Source organism: Leisingera sp. ANG-DT, from assembly GCF_000813785.1.
In the GTDB taxonomy this organism is placed as follows: domain Bacteria; phylum Pseudomonadota; class Alphaproteobacteria; order Rhodobacterales; family Rhodobacteraceae; genus Leisingera.
On sequence record NZ_JWLE01000005.1, the window covers coordinates 652,460 to 671,761 of the forward strand.

Below are 19,302 nucleotides of genomic sequence, written 5' to 3' on the forward strand. Positions count from 1 at the left end.
CGAGAGCTGGCGGGGAGAAAAGTAAGACCACCCCCGTTTTTGGAAACCATCGGATAAGACCAAAGGGAGGATTTAAGCCGATGAAAAAGACACTGACCACACTGGCGCTGGGCGCCGCGATGGCAGCCGGTCCGGCAATGGCGGACCTGGTGTTCCCGGACCTCAGCTACCGGACCGGGCCTTATGCGGCGGGCGGCATCCCGTTCTCGGACGGCTACAACGACTATTTCACCCTGCTGAATGAGCGCGATGGCGGCATCGGCGGCGTCAAGGCCAAGGTGATCGAATGCGAGACCGGCTATAACACCGAAAAGGGTGTGGAATGCTACGAGTCCACCAAGGGCCAGGGCGCGCTGATCTATCAGCCGCTGTCCACCGGCATCACCTATCAGCTGATCCCCAAAGTGACCGCGGACAACATCCCGCTGCACACTATGGGCTATGGCCGGACCTCGGCTGCCAACGGTGAAGTGTTCAGCCACGTGTTCAACTACCCGGCCAACTACTGGAACGGCGCCTCGGGCGTGGTGAACTACCTGCTGGAATCCAATGGCGGCGACATCAGCGGCAAGAAGATTGCGCTGATCTACCACAATTCCGCCTATGGCAAGGAGCCGATCCGCACCCTGGAAGAGCTGTCCAAGAAGCACGGCTTTGAGCTGATTGCTCTGCCGGTCGACCATCCCGGCCAGGAGCAGAAATCGCAGTGGCTGCAGATCCGCCGTGACCGTCCCGACAACGTCGTGATGTGGGGCTGGGGCGTGATGAACCAGGTGGCGATCCAGGAAGCCGCCAACATCCGCTTTCCGATGGAGAACTTCATCGGCGTGTGGTGGTCCGGTGCCGAGCATGACGTGATGCCGGCAGGCGCCAAGGCCGACGGCTACAAGGCGGTGACCTTCCACAACGTGGGCCGTGACTTCCCGGTGTTTGACGACATCCAGAAGTACGTTGTTGATGCGGGCAAGGCCGCGGGCGCCGGCGATCAGGTGGGCAACGTGCTGTATAACCGCGGCATGTACGCGGCGATGCTGGCAGCAGAGGCCGCCAAGACCGCGCAGGAGATTCACGGCACTGCGGACATCACCGCGGCGATGATGCGCGACGGCATGGAAGCGCTGGTGATCGATGAGGCCAAGATGGAAGCGCTGGGGATGCCGAACTTCGGCCCGACCTTCAACGTCTCCTGCGAGAACCACGGCGGCCCGGGCCTGGTGGGCGTGACCCAGTGGGATGCGGAGAGCAAGACCTGGTCGCTGATCTCGGACTTCAAACCGTCCGACACCGAAGTGATCGGCAAGCTGATCGAAGAAGACTCCGCCGCCTACGCGTCTGAGAACAACATCGAGCCCGGCTGCAGCTAAGGGCTCTGTCCGGCCCTGCCTTGGCGGGGCCGGGAAGAAACGGTGCGGCGGGGAGCCGCCGCGCCACGCAAACAGGGTCCCGGAGAAGAACCGGGACAGGTATGAGGACACGCTTTGATGCTGGATGCAGCGAACACCGCCGCCGATACTTCCGATGTGCAGGCCGAGACCCTGCTGGAGGTCAACAATATCGAGGTGATCTACAATCACGTGATCCTCGTCCTGAAGGGCGTGAGCCTGAATGTGCCCAAGGGCGGCATCACGGCGCTGCTGGGCGGCAACGGGGCCGGCAAGACCACGACGCTGAAGGCAATCTCAAACCTGCTGCATTCGGAACGCGGGGAAGTGACCAAGGGGTCGATCAAGTACCGCGGTGCGCATGTGCATGAGCAGGACCCGGCGGAACTGGTGAAAAAGGGCGTCATCCAGGTAATGGAAGGCCGCCACTGCTTTGAGCACCTGACGGTGGAGGAAAACCTGCTGACCGGCGCCTATACCCGCCGTGACAGCGGTGCCGACATTCAGAAAGACCTGGAGATGGTCTATCACTATTTCCCGCGCCTGAAGGAGCGCCGCAAGTCGCAAGCTGGGTATACCTCGGGTGGCGAGCAGCAGATGGTGGCGATGGGCCGCGCGCTGATGTCGCGGCCGGAGACAATCCTGCTGGACGAGCCCTCGATGGGCCTGGCGCCGCAGCTGGTGGAGCAGATTTTCGAGATCGTGAAGTCGATCAACGAACAGGAAGGCGTGACCTTCCTGCTGGCGGAGCAGAACACCAACGTCGCTCTGCGTTATGCCCATTACGGATACATCCTGGAATCCGGCCGGGTGGTGATGGACGGGCCTGCAGCAGAGCTGCGGGAGAACCCGGACGTGAAGGAATTCTACCTCGGCATGTCGGACGAAGGGCGCAAGAGCTTCCGCGACGTGCGGTCCTACCGCCGCCGCAAGAGGTGGCTGAGCTGATGCGGGGAGATGATGTGATGAGCTTTTTTGACACGCTTGAAACCCGCAGCGCAGATGAACGCGCCGCCGGCCTGGCCCAGGCGCTGCCGGAGCAGATCGCCCGCGCCAAATCCGCCCCCGGCTACGCCAGCCTGCTGGACGGGGTGGACCCCGCAGCCGTGACCTCGGTGGAGGCGCTGGCCGCGCTGCCGGTGCTGCGCAAATCCGAACTGAGCCGCGCACAGGCGGCGCATCCGCCCTTTGGCGGCTTCACCGTCAAGCCCGCAACCGGCTTTGCCCATATCTTCCAGAGTCCGGGCCCGATCTATGAGCCGGGCGGCGTGGATGGCGACTGGTGGCGCATGGGACGGTTCCTGCATGCAGCTGGCATCGGCCAGGGCGATGTGGTGCAGAACTGTTTCGGCTATCATCTGACGCCTGCCGGCATGATCTTTGAAAACGGTGCGCGGGCGGTTGGCGCCGCGGTGCTGCCGGCCGGAACCGGCCAGACCGAGCTGCAGGTGACGGCGGCGCATGATGTAGGTGCCACCGCCTATGCAGGGACGCCGGATTACCTGAAGGTGATCCTGGACAAGGCCGATGCCATGGGCGTGGAGCTGATGTTCTCCAAGGCCGCAGTGGGGGGCGGTGCGCTGTTCCCCAGCTTGCGCCAGGAGTACCTCGACCGCGGGATTTCCTGCCTGCAGTGCTATGCCACTGCCGATCTGGGCAATATCGCCTATGAAAGCCCGGCAATGGAGGGGATGATTGTCGACGAGCATGTGATCGTCGAGATCGTCACCCCCGGCACCGGCAACCCGGTGGCGGCGGGTGAGGTCGGCGAGGTTGTGGTGACAACGCTTAATCCCGATTACCCGCTGATCCGCTTTGCCACTGGTGATCTGTCGGCGGTGATGCCGGGTGTCTCGCCCTGCGGCCGCACCAACATGCGGATCAAGGGCTGGATGGGCCGGGCAGATCAGACCACCAAGATCAAGGGCATGTTCGTGCGCCCGGAGCAGGTGGCTGCGCTGGTTGAGAAGCATGACGAGATCGTCAAGGCGCGGGTGATTGCCAGCCGCGACGGCGAGATGGATGCGATGACTGTGCAGATCGAAGCCAAGGGCGGCGACGAGGCGGTCTTTGCCCGGTCGGTGATCGAGGTTCTGAAGCTCAAGGGCAAGGTCGAAGTGGTGGCGCCGGATGCTCTGCCCAAGGACGGTCTGGTGATTGAGGATCAGCGGACCTACGACTGAGACCGTCATGGAAGCAGTTGATGCGGGCGCCGTTATCCGGCGCCCGTTTGCTGTTTTGGAAGGGCCGGTCCGTGCCGCGCTTTCGGCTGGAATTTCTGACTGGAATAGTCGAAATAGGGCGGTGAGACCTATCAGCTGGACCCAGACTGCCGCACATGACCGCTGCCAATGATCCCATAGAATACGCGCCGCACGGGCGCCGCCGCGGCGGCAGAACCGGGGGCAGTGTCTTTGCTGTGCTGGCCTGGGCGGTGGCGCTGTCCTGCCTGCTGCCGATGGTGGCAGTGGCGCTGGCGGCGGCCTTTGGCGGCACGGAGACGATCAGCCACCTGGCCGGGACTGTGCTGCCGGGCTATTCGCTGACGACGCTGGCGCTGGTGGCGCTGGTGGCGCTTGGCACCTTTGCAATCGGCACAGGCGCCGCCTGGCTGGTGACGATGACCCGGTTCCCCGGTGCCCGGCTGCTGGAAGTCGCGCTGGTGCTGCCGCTGGCCTTTCCGGCCTATGTTCTGGCCTATGCCTATACCCATATCCTGGATCATCCCGGCATTGTGCAGTCCACGTTGCGCGAGGTGACCGGCTGGGGGCCGCGGGACTACTGGTTCCCGGAGATCCGTTCCACCGGCGGGGCGGCGGCGATGCTGGTGCTGGTGCTTTACCCCTATGTCTACTTGCTGGCGCGGGCGGCCTTCATGCAGCAGAGCGCAGGCGCCTTTCTGGCGGCGCGGGCGCTTGGCAAGAATTCCTGGCAAGCGTTCTGGCTGGTCAGCCTGCCGATGGCGCGGCCGGCCATTGCCTCGGGCGTTTTGCTGGCGGTGATGGAGACCATCGCGGACTTTGGCACGGTCAGTTATTTCGGGGTGCAGACCTTTGCCACCGGCATCTACACCAGCTGGTTCTCGCTGGGCGACCGCGGCGGCGCGGCGCAGCTGGCACTGTGCCTGCTGGGGTTTGCGCTGACGCTGGCGGTGGTGGAGCGGGCGACGCGCGGGCGGGCGAAATACCATCACGCGGGCAAGCATCACAGCCAGATGGCGCCAGCCGAGCTGGGCGGCATCAAGGCGGCGATTGCCGTGTTCTTTTGCGCCGTGCCGGTGGTGCTGGGCTTCCTGCTGCCGGTGGCGGTGCTGTTCGCGATGAGTTTTGACTCCGAACAAAACCTGTTCAGCCGCCGTTACATCGATTTCACAACCAATTCGATCACCCTGGCCACGGCGGCGGCGGTGCTGACCGTAACGGCGGCGGTGTGCCTGGGCTTTTACCAGCGGCTGCGGCCCGGGCGGCTGTCCGCGACCGCGGCCTATTTCGCTCGGCTGGGATATGCGGTGCCGGGCGGGGTGATTGCGGTGGGGCTGATCGTGCCTTTCGCCGCCTTTGACAACGCGCTGGACGCCTGGATGCGCGAAGCCTTCGGGATCCGTACCGGGCTTTTGGTGACAGGTTCAATCTGGCTGCTGGTGGCGGCTTATGGGGTACGGTTCATGGCGGCGGCGCTTGGCGCCTATGAGGGCGGCCAGGCGACGATGCATTCGAACATGGATGCCGCGGCGCGGTCGCTGGGGCAGGGGCCGATGGGGATGCTGCGGCGGGTGCATCTGCCGATCCTGACACCCAGCCTGCTAACGGCGCTGCTGATTGTCTTTGTCGATGTGATGAAGGAGCTGCCGGCAACGCTGATCATGCGGCCGTTCAATTTCGACACGCTGGCGGTGCAGGCGCACCGGCTGGCCGCGGATGAGCGGCTGGAAGGTGCGGCAGTGCCGTCGCTGGTGATCATGGCGGTGGGGCTGCTGCCGGTGATCCTGATCTGCCGCCAGGTTGGACGGCGGCGGTAGGCGCAAGAATTTTGGAAAATTCTTGCCAGGAAAATTCGAATTTTCCTGGCGCGTCTCTGCAAAGGGGACGGCTTATGCCGCCCACCAGGCCTCGATTTCGTCGCGGGTAATCCGGTCTGCCGGGCCGAGGCCGACCAGCAGCGTCTCCTCCGCCTCGCAGCGTTTGGCCTCCACATGGCGGCCCACGACGTGCAGCTCATAGGCGCCGCCGGTGGTCAGCACGAAACCTTTCATCCGGTAAAGCCCGGCTGGCCGCTCTGCCAGTTTGTCCCCCAGCGTGCGGCGGTCCAGAACGGTGCTGCTGCGGTGCTGCCAGGTGGTATAGGAGGGGTGCGCCGCGACCGCGCGGCCCTTGGGCAGCGGCACCACGTCAAACAGAAGTTCTGCCACCGGAGAGGTGTTGAGCACGGTGGGGGTGCGGGCGCCGGCCTTGGCCAGAAGTGCTGAAAGCTCTGCATTCAGGTCATCGCATTTGGTAGCGATCACCAGATCGGCCGTGCGGATCTGCTGTTCTGCCTGCGGGGCTACCAGCGGATCGTTCAGCAGGGTCGCGGCGTTTTCCGCATCCACCAGGGAGACGATGCCGCCGTAGCTGAGGCCGGATTCATTCAGGACGGAATTGGCGATGGCAACGGGATCGGAGATGCCGCTGGCCTCGATCACCAGGTGGTCGGGCTGTTCCGGGCGGTTTAGTACGGTGCGCAGCGCCAGAGACAGGTCATCCCCCATGGTGCAGCAGACGCAGCCGTCGGTCAGGGCGATCTTGCCGCCTTCAGTGTCCTGGATCAGGGCGTCATCAATGTTGACCGCGCCGAAGTCATTGACGATCACGGCCAGTTTCAACCCGTGATCCTCTGCCAGGAGGCGGTTGATCAGCGTTGTCTTGCCCGCGCCCAGATAGCCGCTGATAATCGTTACTGGCAACCGGTTCATAGGCTCTGTTCCTCCAGAGCGCGGCGTGCTCCCGACTGCATGTTTCCCCCCTAATTTCAAGATGCGCGAACCTATAGGCATGTGGTGGTGGCGGGTCTAGGAAAAGCTGGGATTGCTTCGAACTTTCGCCAAACTGGCGGCTGCTGTGCCATTTGGGAAACGTACAGGCAAAAAAAAAGCGCGGCCAGAGCCGCGCTTTTCCAGTTTCTTTGAAGGCTGGCGTTACTTCCAGCCGACGTCGTTGAAGATCTTCTGTGCCTCGGGCAGGTTCTTGGCGACCTCGGACAGGTTCACGTCATCCGGTTTGAAATGGCCAAGGGCCGCGATCGACGGGGCCAGGCCGACACCGGACACCGCCGGGTATTCGTCATTGCCGGCGGAGAAATACGCCTGGGCGGAATCGCTGGAAAGGTATTCCAGGAACTTGATGGCGTTCTCCTTGTTCGGGGCATGCACGGCCACGCCGCCGCCCGACAGGTTCATATGTGCGCCTTCCGCGTTCTGGGAGGGGAACAGCCAGCCGATCTGATCGCGGTTTTCGGAGATGCCCTTGACGTCTTTGCGGATCGAGCGGGCAAAGTAATAGCTGTTTGCAACGGCAATATCGCATTCGCCGGAGATGATGCCGCGCATCTGGTCCGTGTCGCCGCCCTGCGGATCGCGGGCCATGTTGGCGACCACGCCCTCGGCCCAGCCGCGGGCTTTTTCAGCGCCGTGGTGGGTCACGATCGAGGCCAGCAGGGTCTGGTTGTAGGTGTTCTTGGACGACCGGATGCAAACCTTGCCTTTGTAGGCAGGGTCGGCCAGATCCAAATAGGTCTGCGGCGGGTTTGCCACCTCATTCTTGTCGTAGAAAATGATGCGCGCGCGCTGGCTGAAGCCGAACCATTGGTTGTCCTGATCCTGCAGGTAGGCGGGGACGCGGGCTTCCAGCACGTCGCTGTCGATGCTTTGCAGGACACCCGCCTCCTTGGCGCGGGTCAGGCGCGAGGTGTCAACGGTTATCAGGATGTCAGCAGGGGAGTTTTCGCCTTCGGCATTCATCCGGGCAATCAGCTCATCGGCGTTGCCTTCGATGCGGTTGATGGTGATGCCGGTGGCCTGTTCGAAATCCGAATAGAGCTGCTCGTCGGTGTCATAGTGGCGCGAGGAGTAGATGTTCAGCTCGCCCTCGGCAGCAGCGGCGGTGGCAACAGCTGCGCTCAGCGCGCCGGCCATTACGGTTGTGGCTTTCAGCATTGGATGTCCCGTTCTTGGTTAGATCAGTTTTCCGACTGAAACAGTCGATTAAAGCATCTGGCGGCAGATGCAATGAATTTCCGACTGAAACAGTCAGAAAGTCGCAATCAGCTGTTGCCTTGCCCGGCCTGGAACGCGCTCTGTCTTTGCATCGCTTGTCCGGACTGACCCCCCAAACGCAAAAAAACCGCATCGGATGATGCGGTTTTCTGCATGTCGCTGTGGTGGATCTTAGCCCTGGCGCGCTTTGAACTTGCGCTGGGTCTTGTTGATCACATACACGCGGCCTTTACGGCGCACAACCCGGCAATCGCGGTGCCGGTTCTTCAGCGAACGGAGCGAGTTCTTGACCTTCATGGTCTCTCTCCTTGTCTGCGGCGCGAACCAGCGCCTGGGTTAGCGGGTGCTTGGGCCGGAGCCGAAGCAGTGAATTGAATGGTGGGCGATACAAGGATCGAACTTGTGACCCCTTCGATGTCAACGAAGTGCTCTACCGCTGAGCTAATCGCCCACTCTGGCCTGCGCTGCGTTCCTGCCCCTTAGAAGTGAAAGGGGCGCGGGGTGCCGCGCCGGTGAGGGGGTCTATAAATAGAGTCGCCGGCGTGCGCAAGAGCTTTTGACCGCAGAAATTTCCGCGATATGCTGTTTCTTGCACAAGAAGCACCGGAGCAAGGATGCCTGATACAGCGTTTTCCGTGATTTCCCCGCAGAAACTGGCCTCGGCAGTGGTTTTTGCCTCTCCGCACAGCGGCGCGGACTATTCCGATTCCTTTCTGTCACAGTCGATTCTGGGGCGGAAAGAGATCCGCAGCTCAGAAGATGCCTTTGTGGACCAGCTGTTCCGGGCAGCGCCGGAGTTTGGGGCGCCGCTGCTGCGGGCCCTGAAGCCAAGGGCCTATCTGGATCTGAACCGCGCGCCGGATGAGCTGGACCCGGCGGTGATCGAAGGGGTGCAGCGGCGCGGCCAGAATCCGCGGGTGGCCTCTGGACTTGGGGTGATTCCGCGGGTGGTGGCCAATGGCCGGGCGATCTACAGCGGCAAGCTGCCGCGGGCGGAGGCGGAGCGGCGGATCAAGGACTGCTGGCAGCCTTACCACAAGGCGCTGAAGGGGCTGCTGGATCAGTCGCACCGGCAGTTCGGGCAGGCGATTCTGGTGGATTGCCATTCGATGCCGCACGAAGCGGTGGAGGCGATGGCACCGCAAGGCACGGGCAGGCCGGAGATCGTGCTGGGTGACCGGTTCGGGGCAGCCGCGGACAGCAGAGTTGTTGACCGGATTGAGGCGGCTTTTGCTGCGGCCGGGCTGAAGGTGGCGCGCAACACGCCCTTTGCCGGTGCCTATATTGCCCAGACCTATGGCCGCCCTTCGCGGCGCCAGCATGCGGTGCAGATTGAGATCGACCGGGCGCTTTATATGGACGAGGCCAATATCCGGCCCAATGCGAATTTTGAAGCGCTGCAGCAGCTGCTGCGCCAAGTGGTGGCCGAAATTGCGGCAATCGGGCGGGAGGAGCTGCCGCTGGCAGCGGAGTAGCTGCGTCACCTTCAGCGCAGGGCGCGGCCTTTCAGGATGGCGCTGTCGCCGAATCTCTTGCGGATGGCATCCGTGGCGCGTTCGGCCTCTGCCCGTTTGCCCGCATTCGGGTCCAAGAGGTCGCCGGTTTCATCAGCGTGCGATTCGGGAACCAGGTCTGATATCCCGCAGCCCAGTAGCCGGTAGGGGCCTTCGTCGCCGACCTGATCCAGCAGGCCGCGGGCGGTGCGGTAGATGCGGTCTGCAATCTGGGTCGGGCTGCGCAGGGTCACGCGCCGGGTCAGTGCCGAATGGTTGGCGCGTTTCAGCTTGAGCGTCACCACCCGGCCCGCCAGCTCCCGCGCCTTGGCCCGGTCCGACACTTTCTCAGCCAGCCGCCACAGGTGGCCGTCGAGCACCTCCAGACTGGCGGTATCCTCAAAGAAGGTGGTCTCATTGGAGATCGACTTGATCGGCTCATGCGCCGAGACCCGGCGCCGGTCCTGGCCGCGGGCCAGATGCCAGAGCCGGTCGCCCATGGAACCGAAGCGGACGTGCAGGGCCTCGCGGTCCCAGCGCAAGAGGTCGGAGAAGGTGCGGATGCCGGCCTTGTCCAGGCTTTCCTGGGCGGCAGGGCCGATGCCCCAGATCAGCCGCACCGGTTTTTCACGCAGGAAATCACCCGTCTCGGCCTTGCCGATCACCGAAAAGCCGCGCGGCTTGTCGAGGTCGGAGGCAACCTTGGCCAGGAACTTGTTGTGGGAAAGGCCGATGGAGCCGGTGACACCCAGCTCATCCTTCATGCGCTTGACCAGCCGGGCCAGCATCACTGCGGGCGGCGCGCCGTGCAGCTTTTCGGTGCCGGTGAGGTCCATGAAGGCCTCGTCCAGCGACAGCGGCTCCACGTCCGGGGTCAGTTCGTTCATCATCTTGCGAATCTCGCAGCTGACCTCGACGTAGACGCTCATCCGCGGCTTGATCACCACGGCGTCAGGGCAGAGCTTCAGCGCCTGGAACATCGGCATGGCAGAGCGCACGCCTCGGATACGGGCGACATAGCAGGCGGTGGAAACCACGCCGCGCTTGCCGCCGCCGATGATCACCGGCTTGGTGGCGAGCTCCGGATTGTCGCGTTTTTCGACGCTGGCATAGAAGGCGTCGCAATCCATGTGGGCGATGGTGAGGGCAAACAGCTCCGCATGCGCCTTGATCCGCGGGCTGCCGCAATGGGGGCAGCGCCGGGCAGGGGCGATCTGGCTGAGGCAGTCTCGGCAAAGGGCGTGCATGGGTATGGCGGGCTGTGGTCTTGGATGGGCAAGTTTAACTTGCGGCGGAAGGCTTGTCTTTAGCGCGGCCGGTTGCCAAGTGACAGATCATGACAACAGCAGGCGAAGATTTTGCCGGCGCAAAGCTGGCGGTGTTTCTGGGGCAGGATCTGCTGGTCATCCAGCGCGATGACAAGCCGGATATTCCCTATCCCGGGCATTGGGATCTGCCGGGCGGGGGGCGTGAGTCGGGTGAAAGCCCGGCAGCCTGCGCGCTGCGCGAGACCTATGAAGAGGTGGGGTTGGTGCTGAAGCCTGATCTGCTGATCTGGTCCAGAGCGTACCAGCGGCCGCACGGGCGGGTCTGGTTCTTTGCTGCGCATCTGCCTGCTGAGACAGTCAGCGCGGTTCGGTTCGGGGATGAGGGGCAGGGCTGGGCGCTGATGGCGCCAGAGACCTATTGCGCACACCCGATGGCAGTGCCGCATTTTGCGGACCGGCTGCGGGAATATCTTGCGGTGCGGCCAGTGTGACTGCGGCTGAAAAGAAAGATCCCCCGCTGGTGTGCGGGGGGAAAGGTGACGGGTCTCAGGAAGAAAAGCCCGTCTGGGGAGTGTCTCAATATGAGAATCTCCCACATGGCGCTGTTTCGCAAAGTTTGCGGGGCCGTGCATTGGCTGCGGGTTTGGCGGGTGTGCTTTTTGAGGCACAGGACGATTTGGCGCAGAAATAGCCCTGACTGCGGGTTTCGTCAGCGAAAAGAGCAACTTGACGTTACGTCACCGGCGGGCGGTGAGGCGCCTGGCCGGGAAATGGTGCACCTGCCGCACATTTTTCTTTCTGCCTAATTTTTAGGCAATCTGATGGGGGGAGAGCTTGCAGCAAGGCGATACACCCGTTGCTGCCTGTGCCGGAAGCGATATGGCTTGTTACGCTTTTACGCCTGCCAGCTCCGCCAGGATGGCTTCGGCTGCGGCGCGCGGGCTGTTCGCTTTCCAGATCGGACGGCCCACCACGATATGGTCAGCGCCGTCTGCAATGGCGCTGGCCGGGGTGGCGACGCGCTTCTGGTCGCCCAGGTCCGCACCGGCCGGGCGCACGCCTGGGGTGACGATCAGCTTGCCTTCAGCCTCGGGCAGGGCGCGGATCAGGGCGGCCTCCTGCGGGCTGGCGATGACGCCGTCGGCGCCCGCGGCAAAGGCATTGCCTGCGCGTTCCAGCACCAGGTCCTGCACTGCGCCGTCCTTGATCAGCGCCCCGTCCAGGTCCTGACGGTCGAGCGAGGTCAGGATGGTGACGGCGAGGATCTTGAGGTCCTTGCCGGCCGCGCCTTCCTTGGCCGCGCGCACCACATAGGGGTCGCCATGCACGGTGAGGAAGTCGAGGTCGAACTGCGCCAAGCCCCGCACTGCGCTTTCCACGGTGGCGCCGATGTCGAACAGTTTCATGTCGAGGAAGATGCGCTTGCCGTGCTCCTGCTTGAGCTCATTGGCCAGCGCCAGGCCGCCGCCGGTGAGCATGCCAAGGCCGATTTTGTAGAAGGAGACCGCATCGCCGAGCTGTTCGGCGAGTTTCAGACCGTCCAGCGCATTGGGGACATCCATGGCAACAATCAGGCGGTCGTCGGCGCGCGGGGCTTGGGTCATGGCGGGGTCCTTTGGTGGCGGTTCGGCGTGAAACTGGCGTTTCATACGCAAGGGGCGGCGGTTCGGCAAGGCGCAGCGGGGTGCTCCCGCAACTGAAGCTGTCCCGGCGGGACAGATTACAGTTTTGGGCATGGCGCCGCGCTGGTGCGCGGCGCGGCTGCGCCTGGGGGGGCGTCCGGGTATAAAGTTGACGCAGGTCAGGGATTTGCTCACCTTTTCCGGCGAATATGGGTTGAAGCGGCAGGATCGCTTCCCAAATTGAACCTTGAGGCCCGGACCGGGGCGTGCCGCCTAGCGGGCGCTGCCAAGAACAGGGCGCTTGATAAAGGAGAGCAAGATGGACTTGAACAAGTTCACGGAGCGTGCACGGGGGTTCGTGCAGGCAGCGCAGACCATTGCAATGCGCGAGGGGCACCAGCGGCTGGTGCCGGAGCATATTCTGAAAGCATTGATGGATGACGATCAGGGGCTGGCGAGCAACCTGATTTCCCGCGCGGGCGGTGCGCCTGCCCGTGTCGTGGAGGCGGTGGAGGCCGCCGTTGCCAAGCTGCCCAAGGTGAGCGGTGACGCGGCCCAGATCTATCTGGACGGGCAGACCGCCAAGGTGCTGGATGAGGCCGCAAAGATTGCCGAGAAGGCGGGCGACAGTTTTGTGCCGGTCGAGCGTCTTCTGATGGCGCTGTGCATGGTGAAGTCCAAGGCGAAGGACGCGCTGGAGGCTGGTGCGGTCTCCGCGCAAAAGCTGAATGAAGCCATCAACGATATCCGCAAGGGGCGCACGGCTGACTCGGCAACAGCTGAGGAAGGCTATGACGCGCTGAAGAAATACGCCCGCGACCTGACTGAGGCGGCGCGCGAGGGCAAGATCGACCCGATCATCGGACGCGACGAGGAAATCCGCCGCTCGATGCAGGTGCTGTCTCGCCGGACCAAGAACAATCCCGTCCTGATCGGTGAGCCGGGCGTGGGTAAGACCGCAATTGCCGAGGGCATGGCGCTGCGCATCATCAACGGCGATGTGCCGGAGAGCTTGCGCGACAAGAAACTGCTGTCGCTGGACATGGGGGCGCTGATTGCCGGTGCGAAATACCGCGGCGAATTCGAGGAGCGGCTGAAGGCGGTGCTGACCGAGGTCACTGAGGCTGCGGGCGAGATCATCCTGTTCATCGACGAGATGCACACGCTGGTCGGTGCCGGTAAATCCGACGGTGCGATGGATGCGGCCAACCTGATCAAGCCGGCTTTGGCGCGCGGGGAGTTGCATTGCGTTGGTGCGACCACGTTGGATGAATACCGCAAGTATGTGGAGAAGGACGCGGCGCTGGCCCGCCGGTTCCAGCCGGTGATGGTGACGGAGCCGACGGTGGAGGACACCGTCTCGATCCTGCGTGGCATCAAGGAAAAGTATGAGCTGCACCACGGTGTGCGCATTGCCGATGCGGCGCTGGTGGCGGCGGCAACGCTGTCGAACCGTTATATCACCGACCGCTTCCTGCCGGACAAGGCAATCGACCTGATGGATGAGGCGGCCAGCCGCTTGCGTATGCAGGTGGACAGCAAACCGGAGGAGCTGGATGCGCTGGACCGGCAGATCCTGCAGATGCAGATCGAGGAAGAAGCGCTGAAGCTGGAAGACGATGCCGCCTCCAGAGACCGGCTGGAAAAACTGCAGAAGGAACTGGCCGAGCTGCAGGAGCAGTCCGCCGAGATGACCGCGCAGTGGCAGTCGGAGCGGGACAAGCTGGCTTCTGCCCGTGACCTGAAGGAGCAGCTGGACCGTGCCCGCGCGGAACTGGATATCGCCAAGCGGGAGGGCAATCTCGCCAAGGCGGGGGAGCTGTCTTATGGCGTCATTCCGGGGCTGGAGAAGCAGCTGGCGGATGCCGAGAGGAAGGAAGAGCAGGGGCTGATGGTCGAGGAGGCCGTGCGGCCCGAGCAGATCGCAGCTGTTGTCGAGCGCTGGACCGGTATCCCGACCTCCAAGATGCTGGAGGGCGAGCGCGAGAAACTGTTGCGCATGGAAGATGAGCTCCACCGCCGGGTGATCGGCCAAAACGCGGCTGTAACCGCGGTGGCCAATGCGGTGCGCCGGGCGCGGGCAGGTCTGAATGACGAGAACCGGCCGCTGGGCTCTTTCCTGTTCCTTGGGCCCACCGGTGTCGGCAAGACGGAGCTGACCAAGGCGGTGGCGGGCTTCCTGTTCGACGATGAGCACGCGATGGTGCGGATCGACATGTCGGAGTTCATGGAGAAGCATTCGGTGGCCCGCCTGATCGGCGCGCCTCCGGGCTATGTCGGCTATGACGAGGGCGGGGTGCTGACCGAGGCGGTGCGCCGCCGCCCCTATCAGGTGGTGCTGTTCGACGAGGTCGAAAAGGCGCATCCGGATGTGTTCAACGTGCTGCTGCAGGTGCTGGATGACGGCGTTCTGACCGACGGCCAGGGCCGCACCGTGGACTTCAAGCAGACGCTGATCGTGCTGACCTCCAACCTCGGCGCGCAGGCCCTGAGCCAGCTGCCAGAGGGCGCCGATGCCTCTGACGCGCGGCGTGACGTGATGGATGCAGTCCGGGCGCATTTCCGCCCGGAGTTCCTGAACCGTCTGGACGAGACGATCATCTTCGACCGTCTGGCACGGGGTGACATGGACGGCATTGTCGAGATTCAGCTGGCACGTCTGCTGAAACGCCTGGCAGGGCGCAAGATCGCGCTGGAGCTGGACGAGGCGGCCAAGACATGGCTGGCGGATGAGGGCTATGATCCGGTGTTCGGTGCCCGGCCGCTGAAGCGGGTGATCCAGCGCGCGCTGCAGAATCCGCTGGCAGAGGCCTTGCTGGCGGGAGAGATCAAGGACGGCGATACCGTTCCGGTCTCGGCCGGCTGCGACGGGCTGATCATCGGCGACCGGCTGGGGACGTCGGACCGGCCCAAACCCGATGATGCCGTGGTGCATTGAGAGGTAGAGATTGAGAAAGGCCCGCCAGAGATGGCGGGCCTTTGATTTGCGAAGAGGTGCGTTACAGCTCCAGCCGGTGCGCACCGGTGTGGGAGCGCTCGCCGGCGAGAACCAGGCAATAGCCCTCACCTTCCAGTACCAGTTGGCTGAAGGACGACTGGTTCCGGCGCAGTTCCTGCAGATACCCTGCGGTGCTGGACTTGCGGAGTTTCACGAAACGGAACCGCACTTCTGCCGGAGCTGCCGCTGAAGCAAATGATGGAAGCGTGCCAACTGCCACAGCCGTTGCAACGGTGCTGGCCATGAAATCACGGCGCGAAATGCCGGCGCAGGTTCCTGCCACTAGATTACCAGCCTCTTGAAGTACTGCACCTTTGGAGGTGCAGTCATAAAGGAGACAAGCTGGTTCATGACGCCGTTTTCGGAAATTGCCTGGATGTAGCTGGCATGATGCGCTTTGGAGAGCCACTCTTCGGCAATCAGCAGGCTGCGTGTTTCCTCGTCATAATAGACAGTGACTGACAGGGCGCCGTCAAAGCCGCGCACTGCCGGCAATCGTTCCGCCAGGAAGGGTTCCAGTTTTTCGAACTGTCCTTCGGCCACTTCCATCTCAAGCGTTACCCAAATGCTCATCGGGGTCTCCTTTTCTCATTGGATGACCCGTTCTTTGCCTGCAGTGCCCAGCCGCCGCTAACGCGATCCGATCAAGGATATTGCAATCGGATCAGAAACCTTCATTAGTTTGCGGTATGTGTAAAAAGCTGCTTGCCGCGGCCTGCACGGAACAACCTGTGGAACAGTCGCGTGACCCGCACACAGAACAAGCTGATTGTTATTCCTGAGGCTTTGGCGGCCTTTTCCTTTGCCAGGGAAATCCTGTCGAGCAGGCATGGCCGGCTGTTGCATAAGGTTTTGCACGCAGATCTGCGGGACTTGGAATTTGTCTGCAGCGAAATCTGTATTTGCTACTTGCTGAAGGGGCGTGAGCGTTTTTTTGACACTGGCGGAGCCTGCACTGAAATCCAAGCAGGCGAACTTGTCATCATTCCACCGAATGTTCGTTTGCAGTCTGATTTCCGCAGCCATGATGGCCCGTTGGAAGCTATGATGATCTTTCTGTCCCCGGCGCTGGTCAGCGATGTGCTGCCACGATTGGGCGGCGGGCAGGCAGCTGAACAGGCAGGTCTGGCAACCGTTCCAGCGAGTCAAAGCCTGGCAGCCTTCATGAGCGGAATCGTGGAGGTCTACGACAGCTTGCAGGTGGATGCGGATCTGGCGCGCCTGAAACTGGTTGAACTGATCATGCTGCTTGCCTTGCTGCATGACCGCAGCAAGCTGGCCGGTACGCTCGCGGGCAGTTTGGGAACGCAGCACCACCGCTCGGTTGCTCATGTTGCCCGGGCTTTTGCGGATCACGATTTGCGCACTGAGGACCTTGCGGCGCTGTCCGGGCGCTCAGTTCCAACTTTCAACCGGGAGTTCCGGCGGATCTTCGGCGCGTCACCCGCAAAATGGCGCAAGCAGCGCCGGCTGGAGCAGGCAAAGAAGATGCTGGAAAGCACCGACGATGCGATTACCAGTATTGGTCTGGCGGCGGGGTACGAAAGCACATCCAATTTTATCAGCGCCTTCAAGAAGGAATACGGGCTGACGCCTGGCCAGTTCCGGGCGGCAGCCTTGGCGGCAGGTCTCTAGCTGCGCTGAAGGCGGCTTAACCAGCCGCGGCCTCCTTGGCCATCTTGCGCTCATACTTACGTCGCAGAACTTTTAACCTCGGTTCCCAGTTGTACCGCGGGTCTTCGGTGGTCTCTGACCAGTAAAGCTTGCCGCCATAGCGCCAGGGGTCGAGCACGATGCCCTCGTAAATACCGTCGCCCTTGGCCGCGATCACCGCGGTGGAATGGTCGATGCGGAACTCATTCTTCGGCTCGGCAATGGCGCGCAGCATCGATAGCGTCTGGAAATTCTCCTGGTTGAGACGCGCCTGCATGTCCTCGGCGTAATGCACGCAGATGCCGCGCTCCTTGACGCCGCTGTTCACCAGCGTGTTGTGGATGATCGGCGAGGTGGTGACATTGTACTGCTCTGCCAGCCGGGCAGAGTGGCTGTAAGCGATCTCCGCCGCGCGGCGGGCCTCATCTGCATCCACCTGCGGATCCAGAGACTGGATGGCGAGGGACAGGGCCTCGACATCGGTCCTGGTGGCCGTGGGGGCGCTGGCGCAGCCTGTCAGGACGGCGGCGGCAAGCATCATCAGCGGTGCAATTAGGGATTTCATCTTAGTCTGCCCGGAGCGGTTTTGATTTCCAGCCAGCATAGTGAAACCGTGCACTGGGTGCAGCGAGGAAATGTCCGGCCACAGCGCATTTTCCGGCCATTGGGCGCTGGGCCGCTTCACATTTGCGTCAGCAGGGGCGCCCTGGGCCGGATTTTCTTCGATACTGGCAGGGCTTCCAACGTTACAAATCTCTCGCGCAGTCGTGACGGGATATGTTTTGGGTTTTGCGCCTGGGACCGTTACCTCAGGAGAGACCCGCAATATCAGGAGACGCAGATGGCGCGCCGCTGGACCAATGACTTGACCCTTGCCGATGCAACCCCGGAAGCAGATTTCTGGAACCGCCGCCGGATCATGGCCGGGCTGGCAGGTGCCGGGCTGGCCGCAGCGCTGGGCGGCCGTGCGCAGGCGGAAGAGGCGCTTGAGCCAAACAGCTGGGAAGAGGTGACCAGCTACTGCAATTTCTATGAGTTCGGCACCGGCAAGAGTGATCCCGCGGCCTATGCCGGCCGGATGACCACCCAGCCTTGGAGCGTGAAGATCGACGGGCTGGTGGATCGCCCGGGCGACTATTCCCTTGAGCAGATCCTGGGGGAATTGACGCTGGAGGAGCGCATCTACCGCTTTCGCTGCGTTGAGGCCTGGTCGATGGTGGTGCCTTGGCAGGGATTTGAGCTGGCCGATCTCTTGAATATGGCAGGCGTGCAGGAGGGGGCCAAGTACGTTGCCTTTGAAACCCTCTACCGCCCATCGGAGATGCCCGGTACGGCTTATAAGGTGCTGGACTGGCCTTACCGCGAAGGCCTGCGCCTGGATGAGGCGATGCACCCGCTGTCGATCATGGCGACCGGGATCTTCGGTAAGCCGCTGCCCAACCAGAACGGCGCGCCGCTGCGGCTGGTGGTGCCGTGGAAATACGGCTTCAAGTCGATCAAGTCTGTGGTGCGGATCACCCTGACGGATCAGGAGCCCCCCACCAGCTGGAACATGGCCAACCCGCGCGAATACGGTTTCTACAGTAATGTGAACCCCAACGTGTCGCATCCGCGCTGGAGCCAGGCCAGCGAGCGCCGCATCGGCGGCGGTCTGTTTGCCAAGCGCCAGCCGACACTGATGTATAACGGGTACGAGGAAGAGGTTGCGTCGATGTACAAAGGCATGGACCTGGCCGAATACTTCTAATGGGGGGGCGACAACGGATGGGATCACTGAATCAGCTTCTGCGCCGCCTGCCTGTCTGGGCAGTTTACCTGCTCGGGGCGCTACCCGCGCCTTGGCTGTTTTACCAAGGGCTCACTGGCGGGCTGGGGGTAGAGCCGATCAAGGCGCTGGAACATGAATACGGGGAACTGGCGCTGCAGCTGATGATCCTGACGCTGGCGGTCTCGCCGCTGCGGCGGCTGGCGGGGCTGAACCTGATGAAGTTCCGCCGCGCAATTGGGCTTTTGTGCTTCTTCTATGTGCTGTGCCACCTGCTGGTCTGGCTGGTGCTGGATGTGCAGATCCTGGGGCAGATCATCGCGGATATTGCGAAACGGCCCTATATCACCATCGGCATGGCGGCGTTTGTCCTGATGCTGCCGCTGGCGCTCAGTTCGAATAACCTGTCCGTGCGGGCGCTGGGCCGGACCTGGACGCGGCTGCACCGGCTGACTTATGCGGCTGCGCTGCTAGGAGGCCTGCACTTTGTGATGCTGTCGAAAGGGTTTCAGATCGAGCCGCTGATCTACCTCGGGCTGACCCTGCTTCTCTTGGCCCTGCGCTTGCCAGTGCTGAAGCGGTCCAAACATCCGGAATCATCCGGAACGCCCAGCCGGACCTAGTCCGGAGAATCTGGTCCCGGGGTCCGGGAGGCGGCCCTCCCTGGCGGCGGTTTTGCTTCCGAGTCGCAGTTGTTTTCTTTGATTCCTGGTTTTGGTTTTGTGGATATGTTTGTTGAGTCTGTGGGTAAGTGGTTTCTGGCTGGGTTTTGGTGTGATTTGGTTGGTCCGGGGTTTGAGCGGGCTTTGAGTTTTTGGTCAGTGTTGCTGACTTTGTTGTTGCGTAAGTTATTGATATTGTTTGATTTGTG

At 62.7% G+C, this 19,302-nt stretch carries 19 protein-coding genes and 1 tRNA gene; 10 read left to right on the forward strand and 10 right to left on the reverse strand.

The window, feature by feature from the left end; genetic code table 11:
• The first annotated feature begins 80 nt into the window (after positions 1 to 80).
• The 4 genes from RA21_RS08425 (at position 81) to RA21_RS08440 (ending at position 5,400) form a co-directional block, all read left to right on the forward strand.
• Positions 81 to 1,364 (forward strand): ABC transporter substrate-binding protein, encoded by a 1,284-nt coding sequence (locus RA21_RS08425; RefSeq protein WP_019295092.1) that lies wholly within the window; start codon positions 81 to 83, stop codon positions 1,362 to 1,364.
• A gap of 117 nt (positions 1,365 to 1,481) precedes the next feature.
• On the forward strand, positions 1,482 to 2,330 hold the full coding sequence (locus tag RA21_RS08430; RefSeq protein ID WP_019295091.1) for an ABC transporter ATP-binding protein: 849 nt from the start codon (positions 1,482 to 1,484) through the stop codon (positions 2,328 to 2,330).
• Positions 2,331 to 2,347: 17 nt separating this feature from the next.
• Positions 2,348 to 3,565 (forward strand): phenylacetate--CoA ligase family protein, encoded by a 1,218-nt coding sequence (locus tag RA21_RS08435; protein ID WP_039147835.1) that lies wholly within the window; start codon positions 2,348 to 2,350, stop codon positions 3,563 to 3,565.
• A 155-nt stretch (positions 3,566 to 3,720) separates the two neighbouring features.
• Entirely contained in the window at positions 3,721 to 5,400 is a 1,680-nt protein-coding gene (locus RA21_RS08440; RefSeq protein WP_039147760.1) for an ABC transporter permease, read from the forward strand.
• 72 nt (positions 5,401 to 5,472) lie between these two features.
• On the opposite strand, the gene RA21_RS08445 is transcribed toward RA21_RS08440, so the two are convergent.
• From RA21_RS08445 to RA21_RS08460, 4 genes are all read right to left on the reverse strand, one after another.
• The gene (locus tag RA21_RS08445; RefSeq protein ID WP_019295088.1) at positions 5,473 to 6,333 is read right to left on the reverse strand and encodes a CobW family GTP-binding protein; all 861 of its coding nucleotides are present in this window, start codon (positions 6,331 to 6,333) and stop codon (positions 5,473 to 5,475) included.
• Between the two features lie 222 nt (positions 6,334 to 6,555).
• Complete coding sequence (locus RA21_RS08450; protein ID WP_039147762.1) at positions 6,556 to 7,572, reverse strand: Fe(3+) ABC transporter substrate-binding protein; 1,017 nt, start codon at positions 7,570 to 7,572, stop codon at positions 6,556 to 6,558.
• Positions 7,573 to 7,803: 231 nt separating this feature from the next.
• On the reverse strand, positions 7,804 to 7,929 hold the full coding sequence (gene ykgO / locus RA21_RS08455) for a type B 50S ribosomal protein L36 (RefSeq protein ID WP_005648635.1): 126 nt from the start codon (positions 7,927 to 7,929) through the stop codon (positions 7,804 to 7,806).
• Positions 7,930 to 8,008: 79 nt separating this feature from the next.
• A tRNA-Val gene (locus RA21_RS08460) sits at positions 8,009 to 8,083 on the reverse strand.
• A gap of 163 nt (positions 8,084 to 8,246) precedes the next feature.
• Here RA21_RS08460 and RA21_RS08465 point away from each other — a divergent pair.
• Entirely contained in the window at positions 8,247 to 9,107 is an 861-nt protein-coding gene (locus RA21_RS08465) for an N-formylglutamate amidohydrolase (protein ID WP_019295086.1), read from the forward strand.
• An 11-nt stretch (positions 9,108 to 9,118) separates the two neighbouring features.
• Here the strand turns inward: RA21_RS08465 and RA21_RS08470 are convergent, their stop codons facing one another.
• Positions 9,119 to 10,372: a DNA polymerase IV gene (locus RA21_RS08470; RefSeq protein WP_039147764.1), complete on the reverse strand. Its 1,254-nt coding sequence runs from the start codon at positions 10,370 to 10,372 to the stop codon at positions 9,119 to 9,121.
• A gap of 89 nt (positions 10,373 to 10,461) precedes the next feature.
• Between RA21_RS08470 and RA21_RS08475 the strand changes: the two genes are divergently transcribed.
• Positions 10,462 to 10,884 (forward strand): NUDIX hydrolase, encoded by a 423-nt coding sequence (locus RA21_RS08475; protein ID WP_019295084.1) that lies wholly within the window; start codon positions 10,462 to 10,464, stop codon positions 10,882 to 10,884.
• A 396-nt stretch (positions 10,885 to 11,280) separates the two neighbouring features.
• On the opposite strand, the gene pyrF is transcribed toward RA21_RS08475, so the two are convergent.
• Complete coding sequence (gene pyrF / locus RA21_RS08480) at positions 11,281 to 11,997, reverse strand: orotidine-5'-phosphate decarboxylase (RefSeq protein ID WP_039147837.1); 717 nt, start codon at positions 11,995 to 11,997, stop codon at positions 11,281 to 11,283.
• Positions 11,998 to 12,334: 337 nt separating this feature from the next.
• Between pyrF and clpB the strand changes: the two genes are divergently transcribed.
• Positions 12,335 to 14,953 carry an ATP-dependent chaperone ClpB gene (clpB, locus tag RA21_RS08485; protein WP_039147766.1) on the forward strand — a complete coding sequence of 873 codons (2,619 nt, stop codon included), beginning with the start codon at positions 12,335 to 12,337 and terminating at the stop codon, positions 14,951 to 14,953.
• Between the two features lie 61 nt (positions 14,954 to 15,014).
• Here clpB and RA21_RS22830 read toward each other — a convergent pair whose 3' ends face one another.
• From RA21_RS22830 to RA21_RS23130, 3 genes are all read right to left on the reverse strand, one after another.
• Complete coding sequence (locus RA21_RS22830) at positions 15,015 to 15,167, reverse strand: hypothetical protein (protein ID WP_193748058.1); 153 nt, start codon at positions 15,165 to 15,167, stop codon at positions 15,015 to 15,017.
• A 128-nt stretch (positions 15,168 to 15,295) separates the two neighbouring features.
• Complete coding sequence (locus tag RA21_RS08495) at positions 15,296 to 15,586, reverse strand: antibiotic biosynthesis monooxygenase (protein WP_019295080.1); 291 nt, start codon at positions 15,584 to 15,586, stop codon at positions 15,296 to 15,298.
• 57 nt (positions 15,587 to 15,643) lie between these two features.
• A complete protein-coding gene (locus RA21_RS23130; RefSeq protein WP_241483487.1) occupies positions 15,644 to 16,039 on the reverse strand; it encodes a hypothetical protein in 396 nt (131 codons plus the stop codon).
• On the opposite strand from RA21_RS23130, the gene RA21_RS08500 reads away from it, so the two are divergent.
• Entirely contained in the window at positions 15,923 to 16,648 is a 726-nt protein-coding gene (locus tag RA21_RS08500; RefSeq protein ID WP_241483486.1) for a helix-turn-helix transcriptional regulator, read from the forward strand. The two genes, RA21_RS23130 and RA21_RS08500, sit on opposite strands and share 117 nt — an antisense overlap.
• A gap of 16 nt (positions 16,649 to 16,664) precedes the next feature.
• Here the strand turns inward: RA21_RS08500 and RA21_RS08505 are convergent, their stop codons facing one another.
• Positions 16,665 to 17,231 (reverse strand): hypothetical protein, encoded by a 567-nt coding sequence (locus tag RA21_RS08505; protein ID WP_019295078.1) that lies wholly within the window; start codon positions 17,229 to 17,231, stop codon positions 16,665 to 16,667.
• 276 nt (positions 17,232 to 17,507) lie between these two features.
• Between RA21_RS08505 and msrP the strand changes: the two genes are divergently transcribed.
• Positions 17,508 to 18,413: a protein-methionine-sulfoxide reductase catalytic subunit MsrP gene (gene msrP, locus RA21_RS08510; RefSeq protein ID WP_039147770.1), complete on the forward strand. Its 906-nt coding sequence runs from the start codon at positions 17,508 to 17,510 to the stop codon at positions 18,411 to 18,413.
• Between the two features lie 17 nt (positions 18,414 to 18,430).
• Entirely contained in the window at positions 18,431 to 19,054 is a 624-nt protein-coding gene (gene msrQ / locus RA21_RS08515; RefSeq protein WP_019295076.1) for a protein-methionine-sulfoxide reductase heme-binding subunit MsrQ, read from the forward strand.
• The last annotated feature ends 248 nt before the right edge of the window (positions 19,055 to 19,302 follow it).